This window comes from Aureimonas psammosilenae (assembly GCF_009176975.1).
GTDB lineage: Bacteria > Pseudomonadota > Alphaproteobacteria > Rhizobiales > Rhizobiaceae > Plantimonas > Plantimonas psammosilenae.
The window spans coordinates 218207-233151 of sequence record NZ_WEZG01000006.1 but is presented as its reverse complement, the minus strand read 5'-3'; the positions used below and the strand labels follow the sequence as shown (position 1 = coordinate 233151).

Annotated in this window: 11 protein-coding genes; 1 reads left to right on the top strand and 10 read right to left on the bottom strand. The window is 67.1% G+C overall.

Annotated elements, in window-relative coordinates; genetic code table 11:
- Positions 1–56: 56 nt before the first annotated feature.
- Positions 57–878, bottom strand: a complete 822-nt coding sequence (locus F9929_RS13410; protein WP_193227753.1) for a glycosyltransferase family 32 protein — start codon at positions 876–878, stop codon at positions 57–59.
- Between the two features lie 219 nt (positions 879–1097).
- The gene (locus F9929_RS13405; protein WP_152047075.1) at positions 1098–1910 is read right to left on the bottom strand and encodes a polyphosphate kinase 2 family protein; all 813 of its coding nucleotides are present in this window, start codon (positions 1908–1910) and stop codon (positions 1098–1100) included.
- 163 nt (positions 1911–2073) lie between these two features.
- Here F9929_RS13405 and F9929_RS13400 point away from each other — a divergent pair, with 163 nt between their 5' ends.
- Complete coding sequence (locus F9929_RS13400; protein WP_193227752.1) at positions 2074–2715, top strand: SH3 domain-containing protein; 642 nt, start codon at positions 2074–2076, stop codon at positions 2713–2715.
- Positions 2716–2736: 21 nt separating this feature from the next.
- Here the strand turns inward: F9929_RS13400 and F9929_RS13395 are convergent, their stop codons facing one another.
- The 8 genes from F9929_RS13395 to F9929_RS13365 form a co-directional block, all read right to left on the bottom strand.
- Positions 2737–4044 carry a c-type cytochrome gene (locus F9929_RS13395; RefSeq protein ID WP_152047073.1) on the bottom strand — a complete coding sequence of 436 codons (1308 nt, stop codon included), beginning with the start codon at positions 4042–4044 and terminating at the stop codon, positions 2737–2739.
- Positions 4041–4694, bottom strand: a complete 654-nt coding sequence (locus F9929_RS13390; protein ID WP_152047072.1) for a cytochrome c oxidase assembly protein — start codon at positions 4692–4694, stop codon at positions 4041–4043. Before F9929_RS13390 ends, F9929_RS13395 begins: the two co-directional genes overlap by 4 nt.
- A complete protein-coding gene (locus tag F9929_RS13385) occupies positions 4691–5077 on the bottom strand; it encodes a hypothetical protein (RefSeq protein WP_152047071.1) in 387 nt (128 codons plus the stop codon). Before F9929_RS13385 ends, F9929_RS13390 begins: the two co-directional genes overlap by 4 nt.
- A gap of 7 nt (positions 5078–5084) precedes the next feature.
- Positions 5085–7643 (bottom strand): cytochrome c oxidase subunit I, encoded by a 2559-nt coding sequence (gene ctaD / locus F9929_RS13380; protein WP_152047070.1) that lies wholly within the window; start codon positions 7641–7643, stop codon positions 5085–5087.
- Positions 7640–8629: a c-type cytochrome gene (locus tag F9929_RS13375; RefSeq protein WP_235919274.1), complete on the bottom strand. Its 990-nt coding sequence runs from the start codon at positions 8627–8629 to the stop codon at positions 7640–7642. Before F9929_RS13375 ends, ctaD begins: the two co-directional genes overlap by 4 nt.
- 183 nt (positions 8630–8812) lie before the next feature.
- Positions 8813–12331, bottom strand: coding sequence for an error-prone DNA polymerase (locus tag F9929_RS13370; protein ID WP_235919271.1), 3519 nt, complete (start codon positions 12329–12331; stop codon positions 8813–8815).
- Entirely contained in the window at positions 12328–13878 is a 1551-nt protein-coding gene (locus F9929_RS24460; protein WP_235919285.1) for a Y-family DNA polymerase, read from the bottom strand. The genes F9929_RS13370 and F9929_RS24460 overlap by 4 nt, the downstream gene beginning before the upstream one ends.
- A complete protein-coding gene (locus F9929_RS13365; protein WP_152047068.1) occupies positions 13790–14701 on the bottom strand; it encodes an ImuA family protein in 912 nt (303 codons plus the stop codon). Before F9929_RS13365 ends, F9929_RS24460 begins: the two co-directional genes overlap by 89 nt.
- Between the last annotated feature and the right edge of the window lie 244 nt (positions 14702–14945).

Sequence of the window (14945 nt, the reverse complement as noted above, 5' to 3'; positions counted from 1 at the left end):
AGACCGCGCCGCTTTTCTGGAACGCCAAGAGCCGGCCGGGACTCTCGCCTGGCACTCTAAGGCCGCTTCTTCCCCCGAAGGTGCTTCGGCGTGATGAGGCGGTTCTTGACCCGCCGGACGGCGAGATACGCGTCCCCCGCCATGCCGATCATGCCGGTGGGCTGCACGATCGCGGTGTCCATTCTCGTATAATGGCTTTTGAAGAAGACCCGATGATCCAGCGTTCCGAACGCATTGTATCGAAGGCCGATATCGTCGTGGGTGTTTATCTGGACATGCCGATGCATCGTCTTGATGGGCTCGATCGCTTTCGTATAGGCGATCGGCCCGGTGACGCGCAGCACGCCCGTGCGGCCGACGCCGCCCTTCCAGGCGCGATAGTTCAGGACGTTCCGGGTCACCGTGTCGATCACCGCGGCCAGATAGGGGTGCCGGGGCTCGCAAATGATGAACCATTGCTGCAACTCCCCACCCGGAAAAGCGGCGAGTTCCGGATGCATTCCCGAGCCTTCGAACTCCTCGCCCGGCTTGTTGCGCCATCGGCTGAGGACAAAGGACTCGTCCAGGGTCAGGACGTCGCCCAACGGCCTCGTCGCCATGCTTTTGATGTCGAGATAAACGCCGCCCCGCTCGTACATGAGGAGATATCGAAAGAAGTCGGCACGCGCGGCGCCATAGGCCGGGTCTATCTTGAGATAAACATCGAGCGTGTCGTTGCCATAAACGCTTCCGATGAAATCCAGAATATCCTGATCATCGTATAGCTGGTAGGACCACCCCGGATTTCTTTCCTGAAGCTGCGATGGATTATCGCTGAGATGGGGCGGTAGTTGCTTGGTGGGGAAGGTTTGATGGATGCTTTTCGGTATCTGCAGCACTGAAATATTCCATCAGCCTTGCGGCTTCTTTCCGACACTTGGACTTCGAACGATGCCTGCGATTTCGCGGCGATTATTCCCGCGCTGGCTAATAATGTAAAGATTGAGAGCGATTATTCGCCGGCGCATCGCAAGCCGCGCGTTCCTTCCGGCGGGTCGGCTCGCAGCCCGGAGCCGTCGCTTTTCCCCGCCTTTCATCCGGTTTCGCTCCTTCGCGACTCAGTCGCCCTTTTCATTGGCGATGGCTTCCTCGGCGGCTTCGCGAACGTTCGGGGGCAGGGGTTTGGGCGTCAGGTCGAGGCCTTCCGACAATTGCTCCACGATGTGACCGAGCGCCGTGACGCGCGAATATTTCTTGCTGTTGGAGGCGACGACGTTCCAGGGCGCGGCTTTGGTCGAGGTCTTGTCGATCATCTCCTCTGCCGCTTCCACATAGGCGTCCCACTTGCCGCGATTGCGGAAGTCGTCCACCGACAGCTTCCAGCGCTTCAGGGGATCGTCCATGCGCTTCACGAAGCGCTGCAACTGTTCTTCCCGGTCGATGGCGAGGAAGATCTTCACCACCCGCGTGCCCGAATCCACCAGAAGGCGCTCGAACTCCTCGATCTCGCGATAGCTACGCTTCCAGTCGGCCGGCGGGGCGAAGCCTTCGACGCGCTCCACAAGGACGCGGCCGTACCAGGACCGGTCGAAAACGGCGATCTCGCCCTTGGCCGGCAGGCGCTGCCAGAAGCGCGACAGGTAATGGCGCTTCAGCTCCTCCGGCGTCGGCGCGGCGATCGGCCAGACCTTGAAGCCGCGCGGATCGAGGACGTTGGAGATGCGGCGGATGGCGCCGCCCTTGCCGGCCGCGTCCCAGCCCTCGAAGACGATCACGGCCGAATGGTCGGAGCCGAGATAGGCCTGTTCGATCTCCACGAGCTTATGCTGGAGCTCGGCGAGGCTCGTGTCGTAGTCCTCGTCCTTGGGCAGTTTCCGATCCATGTCGCAATCGGCGAAGGAAAACCCCTTCGTTTTGCCGTGCTTGCTCATCACCCGCCACTCCACGCCTTCCAGTCTTGAGCGCTATCTGCATCAGGAAGGGCGCATGAGAAGTGTTCAGAGGCCGTTCAGAATGGGCGCGCTATCTCATGGATCATCGGGCAGGGAACGTTTCGGCTTGGGCCCTGCCGACCAAACGGAGACAAGATCGGGCATGGTCCGCCGCATCCTGAAATCACTGGCGCTCGGCCTCGGCCTCGCGCTGACGGCCGGGGCGGCATCCGCCGCGACCAGCGCCGTCGTCACCAACGATCTCAACATCCGCACCGGCCCTGCCGCCAACTATCAGCGCTACGGCACGATTCCGGCCGGCGACGAAGTGCGCGTCTATGGCTGCCTTCGCGGCTACAACTGGTGCGATGTCGGCTGGAACGGCGAGCGCGGCTGGGTGCACGGCGCTTATCTCGCCTATCTCGGCCGGCAATATTACCGCCAGACCATTCCGAGAGTCGCGGTGCGCGTCGGCGTGCCGGTCTACGGCTTCGACCCCTACGACTACCATCGCCGTTATTACACCGGTCGTTCCTGGTATCGCGACCGGTATCTCGACCGGGGCGGCTATGATCGCGACCGCTACGAGCGCCGCGATTTCGGGCGCGACGCCGATCGCCTTCGCCGCGAGCGCGACCGGCGCGAGGCCTTCCGCGACGGCCCGCCGCCCCCGCCGCCGGTGGTCTACGACGATGACGGCCGTGGGCCGCCGCCGCCCTATGGCGGACCGGGACGCTACGAGCGTGACGGCGACCGCTACGACAACGACCGCTTCGATCCGCGCCGGCGCTATCTCGACGAATGAGTTTCGATGGCCGGTCGGGCGTCAGCGCCCGGCCGGCTGCTGCGCATACCAGAGCGAAACCGCCTCGATCTGCTGGTCCGTCAGGTGGATGGCGATGTCGTCCATGAGATCGGCGGCCTTTGTCCCGCCGCGATGGCCTTCCTTCCACAAAACGAGATGGGTGGAGATGTACCAGGCCGGCTGTCCCGATAGGTAGGGATAAAGCGGGTTCCTCGCGCGCCCCGTTCCGCCATGGCAGCTTTCGCAGGCCGGCACCTTCTGCGGGGCCAAGCCTCGGGTCGCGACCATTTCCCCGAGTTCCAGAAGCCCGTCTCGGGTCCGCGGGGCGCCATGTCCGGCGGCCGGGTCCACGATCGCGTCGATGGCTTGGCGCGAGGCCGCGCTCGCCTCGGCATCGATCAGCCGGTTTTGCGGCACCGGCCCGGAAGCGGTGGATTTCGTCGGCGTTTCCGGCAATCCCGGCGAGGTGCCGGGCGTGTCGCCGCCCACCGGTCCGCCGGGCGGCTGGCCCGCGAAATGGCTGGCGAGGCGCGCGAGCACCTCGTCGGGATAGCGCGTCGCCGCCGGCTGCATGTAGCCGCTTTCCCGCCGTCCCGAGGCATAGGCGCGAAGCGTTTCGAGAAGATAGGCCTCCGGCTGTCCGGCAATGCTCGGGAAAGCGCCGCGCGTCGAGCCGTTCCCGAACTCCGTCACGCGCCCGCGCCCGTCCTCGCCATGGCAGCGCGCGCAGTCGGCGAGCGCGATCTCGTCCATCGCCGTCAAATCCACGCTCGCCTGCCCCACCGGCGCCGGTCGGCCATCCGCGCCGCCGAGCGCCAGCTCGCGATAGGTTTCCGGCGTCATGTCGGGCAGGGCGCGCAGAAAGGCCACCATCGCCCAGACCTCGTCGGGCCGCTCCTGCGTCGCCCAGGAAGGCATGCCGGAATATTTGATGCCATGCTGGCCGATCCAGAAAAGCTCGCGGTCCTTCCATTCGCCGCCCTGGGTTTCCAGGCGCGGCGGCGTCGGTGTCATGGACTTGTATTCGGCCGTCTGGTTCACGCCCGGCGCGCCGTGGCAGGTGGCGCAGCCGGTGGCGAAATGGCCGGCGGCCTTCTGGATCAGGACCGGGTCGCTGAGGTCGATATCGGCCGGCACGGCAATCGTCAGCGACTGCGTGTCGACGGCGTTCTTGAGCGTCCAGTGGAGAAACCATTCGACCGGCGCCAAATGGCCCGTATTGGCGGCGACCGACACGAGCCCCGACCAGCCGACCGCCAGCGCCCCGACGACACCCAAGGCACCGGCGGCGGCGATCTTCTTCCACGTGACGACGATGGGAATCCTCATGACCGCGCCTCCGTCCATCGATCCCTGACGACATCGGCGACGAGAACGAGGCCGCCGAGAAGATAGGCGAGCCCCCCGACGCTCAGCATGATCGCGCCGCCCGCCGCCTGATCTTCGAGCGGTGTCACGGCCACCAGCGGCGAGCAGAGATCGGCGCAGGCGTAAAGCGGGCGCGGCGCGAACAGGAGAAGCGCGCCGAGCAGCGTCATGTGCATGGAGGTGAGAAGCAGCGCGCCGGCTCCGCTCAGCTTTTCGGCCAGATTCTCGCCCTTTGCGCCCCCGAGCGCGGCGACCCAGACGAAAAGTCCGGCCAGCAGAAACGAGCCTTGTTCGGCGAGCGTCACCAGCGGATGAACGCGCGCCGCGTCGTGAAGCGCCGGCGCATGCCAGCCCCAGACCACGACGAGTTCGAAGAAGGCGGCAAGCACCGCGATGCCCACCGGCATGGCGGGCAGGCGGCCGAGCCTCGAAACCCCCAGCGCCAGAAGCGGCGCGGCCACGGCCACGATTCCCATATGCATCACCATATGCGCCGAGAACGAGCCGCGCGCGCGGCTTGGCAGAGGCCCGAGCCATAGAACCGCCAGAAGACCGAGGCCGAGCGCCAGCGGCCAAAGATGGGCAAGGGTGGGTGCCTCGATCCGCGTCATCGGCAATCCGCGATCAAGAACACCGGCAGCGCCACGAAGGCGACGCCGATAAAGGACAGGCCGGCCAGAAGCACGGAGGAAAATTCCATGAAGCGCTCGCGCTCTTCCTCCGTGTCTTCGGTGTGCGGTGGATCGCCGCCGTTGAAGCGCCATTCGCGATAGGTGCGAATGCCGATGAGGCCGATCGCGAGAAGGGCGAGAAGCGTGGCGATGCCGACCGCGACACGCACCTCGCCAATGGTCTGAAAGATCGCCTCGTTCGGCGCGCAGACGGACGCCGCGAAGACGTAGGAGAACAGGAAATGCAGCGCCCAGATGGTGGGCGTCGCAATCAGTGTCCAGAGCGTGTCGCGGGTCTGGCTCTTGGGGTTGAAACGGAACATCCTCGCCTCACACCGCCAGCGGGAACCAGGCGATCGTCGCGATCGTGACAAACGCCGTGAGCCCCATGAAGTGCCAGTAGAGCGCGACGTTAGACATATCGAGATCGTATCCTGGCGTCAGGCGCCCCGCCAAGGACCGCGCGAGGCAGTAGAACAGCATCAAGGCCCCGACCGCGGCATGCGCGACGGTCCAGATCACCAGCGTCCAGACGATGGCCGGATAAACATGGGAGGCGGGCTCGAGCCCCGTCGTATAGGGCGCGTAGGTCAGCGCCGCGCTGGCGGCGAGCGCGGCGAGGCCGCCGAGGCCCATGAGGCCCCTCGCCAAGCCGATCGACCCTTTTCGGTTCACCACCAGCGCCAGCCGTGCTGCGCCCCAGGCGAGGGCGAAAAGCACGAAGGAAACGTTCGGCCAAAGAAGGCCGGGGCCCGCGACGCCGGGGGGCGGGAAGTTCGTGTGGATGGTGAAGAAGAAGTAATAGCCGAAGACGAGGCCGAAAAAGGCCGTGGCGTCGCCCGTCATGGTGATGAACATCGCCCACCAACCGGACGAGGCCGGGCCGGAGCGGTAAAGCGGCAGGGAGAGGCCGAGGCCGACGTTCTTCTCGGTCTTTTCCGGGATGACGCTCGTGCCCCGCCACGTCCAGACGAGGATCGACACGGTGGCGAGCACCATCATCACGACGGTTTCCAGCCACATGTGGAAGGTCGCCAGAATGAACACGGCGCCGAGCGCGACGGCAGCCGCCATCGGCATGAAGCTCGGCCCCGGCACGCGCAAGACCTGTTCGGGCCGCCCGTCCAGAACCGAGGTGATCATGCATTCGCGAAGGCCTTCCTCGGCATCCGGCATGTAGAAGCGCCCTTCGTCGAACTTCTTCACGAAGTCCTTCTGGTCCCAGAGCGGGTAGCGCGAGGTGACGTGGGGCACGGTGCGAACGCCCCAGCTCTTGCCCGGCATCTCGGCCAGCCATTCCAGCGTGCCGGCATTCCAGGGATTGCGCTTTGCGTAGGGCTGCTTCTCGCGCGGGCGAAGGACGTCGAAGACGGTGACGAGGAAGCCGGCTGCGAAGACGAAGGCGCCGACCGTGGAGATCATGTTGGCGACCCCGAGGCCGAGCGCTTCCGGGTAGGTCCAGACGCGGCGCGGCATGCCGGCGAGGCCCGACCAGTGCATGGGGAAGAAGGCAACGTTGAAGCCGACGAACATCAGCCAGAAGGCCCATTTGCCGAGCTTCTCGGACAGCATCTTTCCCGAGACGATCGGGTAGTAGTAGTGGACCCCCGCGAGCAGCGGAAAGAGCATGCCGCCGAGCAGCACGTAATGAAGATGGGCGACGATGAAATAGGTGTCGTGGGCCTGCCAGTCGAAGGGTGCGACGGCGACCATCACGCCGGTCAAGCCGCCGAGAACGAAGATGGCGAGCGAGCCCGACACGAAGAGCATCGGCACGGAATAGATGACGCGGCCTGTCATCAGGGTCGCCAGGAACACGAAGATCTGGACGCCGGTCGGGATCGCTACGGCTTCGGACGCCGCCGAGAAGAAGGCGAGCGAGATCGCCGGCAGGCCGGTGGCGAACATATGGTGCGCCCAAAGGCCGAAGGAGATGAAGCCCGTGCCCACCGCCGCCAGCACGATCCAGGAATAGCCGAGAAGGGGCCGGCGCGCGAAGGTCGGCACGATCATGGCGATCAGCGCGATGGCCGGCAGGAAGACGATGTAGACTTCCGGGTGGCCGAAGATCCAGAAAAGGTGCTGCCAGAGCATCGGGTCGCCGCCGCGCGTCGGGTCGAAGAACGGCCAGTCGAACAGGCGCTCCAGCTCGAACAGGATGTCGCCGGCGATCAGCGGCGGAAAGGCGAAGAGGATCATGCCCGCGACGACAAGGACGTACCAGGCGTAGAGCGGCATGAGGTTGAGCCGCATGCCGGGCGGGCGGCATTTCAGCGTGCCGACGATGAGTTCCACGGCCGCCGCGATGGAGGCGACCTCGATGAAACTCAGGCCGAGCAGCCAGATATCGGCGCCGTAGCCGGGGGTGAAGCGCTCCTGCGTCGTCAGCGGGGGATACATGAACCAGCCGCTGTTCGGCGCCTGCCCGAAGAAGATCGAGCCGCACACGAAGATGCCGCCGATCAGGAAGCACCAGTAGCCGAAGGCCGAAAGCCGCGGAAACGGCAGGTCCCGCGCGCCGAGCATCTGCGGCAGGAGGATGATCGCCACCGCCTCGAAGATCGGCACGGCGAACAGGAACATCATCGCCGTGCCGTGCAGCGTGTACATCTGGTTGTACATCGTGGCGGTGAGGAAGTCGTTGTCCGGCACGGACAACTGGACGCGCATCAGGAGGCCGAGGACGCCGGCGAACAGCATGAAGGCAAACGAGGTGGCCGTGTACCAGACGCCGACCTCGGTGTTGTTCACGTCCGACCAGTAGCGCCAGCCCTTCGGCGATTCCCAGACCTTCTCCAGGCGCTCTTCCTGCGCGCGGCGGACTTCCGGGTCGGCCTGGGGGCTGTTGTCGAGATGCGCCCCGGCGGGCGGAAAGGCGATCTCGCTCATTGCAGCATTCCCAGCCATTCGGCGATCCGCGCGATGTCTTCCTGCGGCAAATGATCGAAGGCCGGCATTTCGGCGCCCTGCTTCACCTCGCCGGGATTCCTGACGAAGCGCGCGATCGTCTCGTGGTTCACCGGCAGGATGCCGGCGGCGAGTGTTCGGCGGCTCGCCAGATGCGTCAGGTCCGGCCCGACTTCGCCGCGCGCCTCGGTTCCGCGCACGGAATGGCAGGCGGCGCAGCCGTTCGCCATGAAGGCCTCAAACCCCGGATGGGCCGTCACGGCGGCGGGGGCGGCCTCGGCCGCGACCTTCGCCGCGTATTCGGCTTCCGGCAGGACGATGACGCGAAAGCCCATTTCGGCATGGGCCTCGCCGCAGAACTCGGCGCAGATGCCGTTATAGGTGCCTTCCTTGGTGGGGTGGAGAACGAGGCGGTTGACGCGGCCGGGGATCGTGTCCGTCTTGCCGGCGATGGCAGGCACCCAGAAGGAATGGATCACGTCCGGGGAGCCGAGCAGGATTTCGGTGCGTTTGCCCACCGGCAGGAAGAGTTCGTTGGCGCTTTCCACCCCGTCGCGGGTCAGTCCCTTGGCGACGCCCGGCGTCGATGTCGTATCGTAGTTGATCCGCCACCAGAAGCGCTCGCCCGACACGGCGATGCGCGGCCCGTCCGCCTCGGCCCTCAGCTCCGGCATCATCGCCGTTCCGAACCACACGAGGACGCCGAGGACCACCACGGGAAACACGCAGCCGCCCCAGACGATGAGGCGCAGGCCCGCTTTGTCGGAATAAGCGTTGGGCCGGATCTTGGTGACGAAGATCGAGAAGCCGATCACGAAGACCCAGATCAGCGCGCCGCCGATCGTCATGGCCCAGAACAGGATGTGGACGGCCTGTGCTTCCGTGCCGGCCGTGTCGAAGGTCGATTGGGGAGAGGAGCAGGCGAACAGAAAGGGAAGCGCGAGAAGCGAGGCGAGAACGGGGCGCACCGCGTTTCTCCTTGTTCCCCATGGCGCGTCGCCGGATATCGGCCGATGGCGCGTCGTTTTCAGCGTCCCGATCCCCTCGTTGCGGACGCTCGCGACCCCTCGCCCGTCCGGCATTCCAAGCATAGCTAAATAGAACGCTTCCAGGTGAAAGAAAGCATGGAAACGCCGGTTTCGCGGGCGCAATCACTGGAAGTTGCGCCCGCGCGGCAGAACGGCTCGCGTGTCGCGGTCGGGCGGCTCGAAATCGGGCGGATTCACCGGCACGGCGTCGAGCCGGCTCGCCAGGATCGCGTCGCGCCGGGCGCGGTCCATCCGCTGGCGTTTGAGGCGCCCGAGATCCACCGGGCGGCGCACCTCGTCGGCGCGCGACAGGATTTCGCCGATCGGCAGTTCCATCTCTCCTTCTGGCAGGGCGGCGGCCACGAGATCGCGCGGATGGCGGTGGTTGAGGGGCCGGCGCACGTGGTCGGCGGGGGCAAGCGCCCCTTCCAGCCCTTCCGTCCCGCTCGCGACCCGCATCAGGAGGCCGGACAGGTCGGCGATCTCGTCCGCCACGACATGGATGACGCCGTGGTCGGATTGCATCCGCCCCGTCACCTCCACGAAGCGCGCGCCGAGAACCACCGGGCGCAGGCGCTCGAAGAGTTTTGGCCAGACGATGATGTTGGCGACGCCGGTTTCGTCCTCGATCGTCATGAAGATCACGCCCTTGGCCGAGCCGGGCCGCTGGCGCACGAGAACGAGGCCGGACACGCGGACGCGGGCGCCGGAGCGCGTGTCTTCCAGGTTCGCGTTCGGGCGGATCCCGCGGGCCGTCAGGCCCCGGCGCACGAAGGACGCCGGATGGCCCTTCAGCGACAGGGCGAGGAAGCGGTAGTCGTTGATGACCTCCTCGCCCGGCGGCATTGGGGGCAGGGAGCTTTCCGCCTCGCGCTGAAGGTCCTGCGCCCCCGCGACTTCGAACAACGGCAGGTGCTCGCTGGCGCTCGCGCCATCCAGGGCCTCGGCCGCCCAAAGCGCGTCGCGGCGGGAAAGGCCGAGCGAGCCGAAGGCGTCGGCGTCGGCGAGCCGGGTGACCGCCGCCCGCGACAGGCCGGAGCGCCGCCAAAGATCGCGCACGGAATCGAAGGGCCCCGACGTGTCGCGCAGCCAGACGAGGCGGCGCAGTTCCTTTTCCGACAGACCCTTCACCCGGCGAAAGCCGAGGCGCACGGCATGGCGGCTCCGGATCGCCTCCGCCATCTCCCGGTGCCGGCGGGCGAGGCGTGCAGGGTCGAAACCGTATTCCTCCAGCGTCGAATCCCAGCGCGACAGGTTGACGTCCACGGGCCTGACCTCGATCCCGTGATCGGCCGCGTCGCGCACGATCTGGGCCGGCGCGTAGAAGCCCATGGGCTGCGCGTTGAGGAGCGCGGCGCAGAAGACATCCGGGTAATGGCACTTCATCCAGGCCGAAGCGTAGACCAGAAGCGCAAAGCTCGCGGCATGGCTTTCGGGAAAGCCGTATTCGCCGAACCCCTCGATCTGCTTGAAGCAGCGATCCGCAAAGCCGGGATCGTAGCGGTTGGCGATCATGCCGGCGATGAACTTCTCGCGATAATCGCGAAGCTTGCCGCTGCGCTTGAAGGTCGCCATGGCGCGGCGCAGGCCGTCGGCCTCGGCGGGCGTGAAGCCGGCGGCGTCGATGGCGATCTGCATCGCCTGTTCCTGAAACAGCGGGACGCCTTCCGTGCGCTCCAGGATCTTCCGCAAGGCGGGGCTCGGAAAGGTCACCTTCTCCACCCCCATCTTGCGGCGGAGATAGGGGTGGACCATGTCGCCCTGGATCGGGCCGGGGCGCACGATGGCGACCTCGATCACGAGATCGTAGAACTTGTCGGGCTTCAGCTTGGGCAGCATGGTCATCTGCGCGCGGCTCTCGATCTGGAAGACGCCGAGCGTGTCGGCCCGCCGCGCCATGGCGTAGGTCGGCTTGTCGTCGGGCGCTTCGGAGAGCCTCGCGAGCGTCATGTTGAGCCCGTAATGGGCGCGAAGGAACTCGAAGCCGCGTCGGAGGCACGACAGCATCCCGAGCGCCAGGACGTCGATCTTCAGGATGCCGAGCTCGTCGAGATCGTCCTTGTCCCATTCGACAATGGTGCGGCCCTTCATGCCCGTGTTGAGAAGCGGCACGACCTCGTCGATCCGCCCGCGCGTCAGAACGAAGCCGCCGACATGCTGCGACAGATGGCGGGGAAAGCCGGCCAGCTCGCTGGCGAAGGACAGGACGTTGGCCGTGGTGCGGTCGGTCGGCGACAGGCCGGCGGCTTTCGCTTCCCGCTCGCCGATATCGTGCGTCTCGTAGCCCCAGACCGAGCCCGCGACGGCCGAGACCGTGTCCTCCGACAGGCCGAAAGCGCGCCCGACCTCGCGAAGGGAGGAACGTGCGCGATAGGTGATGACGGTGGCGGCGAGCGCCGCGTTCCGCCGCCCGTAGCGCTCGAAGATCCATTGGATGATCTCGTCGCGCCGCTCGTGCTCGAAGTCGATGTCGATATCGGGCGGCTCGTCGCGCTCGGGCGAGATGAAGCGCTCGAACAGGAGGCCGGCGCGCTCCGGCGAAACCTCGGTGATGCCGAGGCAGAAGCAGACGATGGAGTTCGCCGCCGAACCGCGCCCCTGGCAAAGGATGCCGAACTCCTCGCGCGCCGCTTTCACGATGGTGCGCACGGTGAGGAAATAGGGCTCGTATTCCTTCTTCGCGATGATCGCGAGTTCGTGCTCGATCTTGGCGCTCACCTCGGCCGACACGCCCTGCGGATAGCGCCAGGCCGCGCCCTCGAAGGCGAAGCGGCGCAGCGCCTCGGCCGGCGGCATGCCGAGATGCGAAACCTCGTCGGGATACTCGTATTTGAGGCTCTTGAGGTCGAAGCCGAGCTCGTCGCGAAAGCGGATCGTCTCGCTCAAGGCTTCCAGATGGTCGCGAAAGAGCTGCGCCATGGCGGCCGGTCCGCGCAAGTATCGCTCGGCATTGGGCAGGAGGCGGCGTCCGGCCTCGGACACCGGCACATGCTCGCGGATCGCCGTCAGGATGTCCTGAAGCGGGCGGCGCTCGAGGGCGTGGTAAAGCGCGTCGCCGACCGCCATCAAGGGCACGCCGGCGCCAGTTGCGATCGCGCTAGCCCGCGCCATGCGGCGGCGGTCGAGGCCGTCGAGGCGCGGCGCGACGCCTAAACGCACCGCGCCGGGAAAGCGCTCGCGAAGGAGGCGCAGGCGCCGCTCCAGCGCCGCGCCCACCCGCACTGCCCCTTGCGTCGACGCGCCGAGGATGTCGGGCGCGAGAAGCGCGATCGACAGGTCCTCGCCCCATTCAACGAGATCGTCGAAATGCAGGCGGCATTCGCCCTTCGCGGCCCGAAGGTTGCCCCGGCTGAGAAGCCGGCAAAGCCGCCCCCAGCCCGCCCGGTCGCGCGGATAAACGAGTGCGTCCGGGCACTTGTCGGAAAAAACGAGCCGCGTTCCCGGCCGGAAAGGCAGCCCCATCTCCCGCGCCGCGCCATAGGCTCGCACCACGCCCGACAGCGTGTTGCGGTCGGCGATGCCGATGCCCGACAGGCCGAGGATTTTGGCCGCCGCGACCATCTCGGCCGGCTGCGAGGCTCCGCGCAGAAACGAGAAGTTGGACGCGGCGCAGAACTCGGCATAGGCGGGCTCGCGGCTCACGCGAAAAGGCCGTGCATGAACCAGTCCGGCCGCAGCGCGGACGGGTCCGCCTGCCGGAACATCCAGTAGCGCCGGCCGTGATCGTCCTCGACGCTGTAGTAATCGCGCGGCATCGCGCCTTCCGCTTCCCGCCACCATTCGGTGCCGATCCGCTCCGGTCCCTCGTAGCTTCGCACCACGTGAAGCGCCCGGCGCCAGCGGAAGTTGAGCGGCGGCCCGTCCGGCAAAGCCTGCATGGTTTCCACCGGTTCGGGCCGGTCGAGAAGCCGGGCGGGGCGGGGCGCGCTTGCCGTCAGGTCGAGCACCGCGCCGTTCTTGGCACCGAGAAAACCGGCCGCGGCCGGCCGGCGGATCTCGGCGCGTTCCGGCCAATGGCTTTCGGTCAGCATGGAAGCGGTAACGCTCGCTTCCCCCAGCCGCGCGCTCAAGCGGTCGAGAAGGGTGGACAGATCCTCGCGCGCTTCCCCGCGCTCGCGCGTCAGATCCTCCTGGCGCTCGGTCATGGCTTCCGTTCGAGGCACCGACAAGCGCACGAGATCGTAGCCGAAGCCGGCATCGGGCGCTTTCTCCATGCCGCTGAGGCGCTCCTGGAAAAGGCTCAGCACGCGGCCGGCTTCCCGCAAGGGCGCGGATGCGCCGACGCCGAGGCGCTCCACATGGCCGTCCACCCGGAAAAGCGTCAGTTCGAAGCGACGCCCACCTTCTCCCCGCCGCTCCAGATCGCGCGACAAGCGGTCGGCAAGAAGCAGCAGCACCCGCTCCACGTCCTCCAGAAGCGCGATCGGCTCGGCGAAGCGGCGCTCGGCAAGAAGGGAAGGCACGGGAAGGCGCGGGGAAATCGGCCGCGTCCGCCGCCCCGCCGCCTCGTCGAGGCGGTGAAGGAGGTCCTCGCCGAAGCGCCGCGCCAGCCCCTCGCGCGGCAGGGGAAGAAGATCGGCGACGCGCTTGAGGCCCAACCGGCGCAGCTTGGCGCAAAGCTCGGGCTCCAGCCGCAGCGCTTCGACGCCCAAGGGCGCCACGGCTTCCACCTCTTCCCCAGGCTCCACGAAGCGCGTTGTCCCGCGCCCGGCCAGCGCGGTCGCCGTGCCGGCAAAGGGCGCGACGGCGGCTTCAGCCTGAAATCCGAATCGCCCCAAGCGCGACAGGAGATCGGCGACCAGCCCCTTCTCGCCGCCGAACAGATGGGCGCAGCCGGAGATGTCGAGAACGAGGCCTTGGGCACCGTCCAGCGCGACCAGCGGCGTGTAGCGGTCGCACCAGTCGGCGACGGCTTCCAGAAGCCGCTGCTCGGGCGCTTCCTCCCTTTGCCGGAAGTCGAAGCGGGGAAAGCGGGCGCGCGCTTCGGCAAGCCCCAGGCCCGGCTGCAGGCCCGCCGCCAATGCCGCCTCGCAAAGCGCGACGACCCGGTCGGCATTGCCGATCCGCTCGAACAGGACGAGCGGCGCGACGTCCTGGTTTTCAGCGCGCGTTGCCGAGCGCCACGACGTCCCGATTTCGCGCCGCCGGAGCCGATCCGTCGCGAGAAAGGCGAAATGGATGGCGAGCATCCGCGTCGGCGGGGCCGGTACCGGATTCGAAGCGGCGGTCATGGGCGTTCCATTCGAGGAGGAGACGATAAACGGGGGTGCCGCGATGTTTCTCGACATCGAGCGCGAAGGCGGGACGGCCGACAAAGGAACTGGGCGAGGCGAGGTCCGGCGGCGGGCGCGAGGGGCCGGGGGCGATCCGCAACCGCAAGGGGGCGGCGGTGGATTCCGGCTGCCCGCTTTGGCGCAGGAGAACCACCGGCGCGCCGCCGTCCCGGCCCCGCAGATGCAGCCGCCGCGTGCCTTCCAGCGCCAGCATCGCCGGATTGCCGCGTGCTTCCAGAACGGTGAGGGCGGGAAGGCCCGAGCGCGCCGCTTCCTCCGCCGCCCAGACCGCATCGGCAAGGCAGCGGGCGCGCACGCAAAGAAGCGCGGCCGGATCGAGACCCGCTGCCAGAAGGCCCGGCGCGTAAAGCCGCCCCGCTTCGCCGAAGCCGAGACCGGTGCCGATCCACAGAAGCGGGCGGCTTGGGCGGGCGGCGGCCAGAACGCCCAGCGCCAGAACGAAGCCCGTCGCCGCCCCCATGCCGCGCGTTTCACTGCCATGGATTTCGGCAAGACCGGGCTTCAAGGCCGCTTCCAGCGTGGCCGATGCGGAAGGCGCACGCCTTGCGGCGACCGGGCGGGCGGGTGCGGGTCCTTCCGCCTCCGTCGGGGTTTCCGGCAGGACAAGGCGGGCCGGCGCGCCCTCGATCCGCGCCACCGCCGCTCGAAGGCTCGCGATCAGGTCGGCCGGGGGCGCCCGTTTTGGTTTCGCCTTGTCGGCGCTCGACGAAGACGCCATGCTTCCTCCTTCGGCCGCACGCTTGTCGCGCCACGGCCGTTCTTCCTCTCGCCCGAGGCGCGGCAAGGAAGCCCTGCAATCGTCGTGAAGCTTGTTTACGCGATGCGTGTCGCACCGGAGCGGCAAACCGGCTTCATAATCTAAGACTGCGAGGCGCCCTCCTGTTGTTCCTGATATGTTCTTAAGGTTTCCAGAGCGGTCGGAAAGAGTCAAGCAGTCCTATCAAAGGAAAAATTTCCTGTTG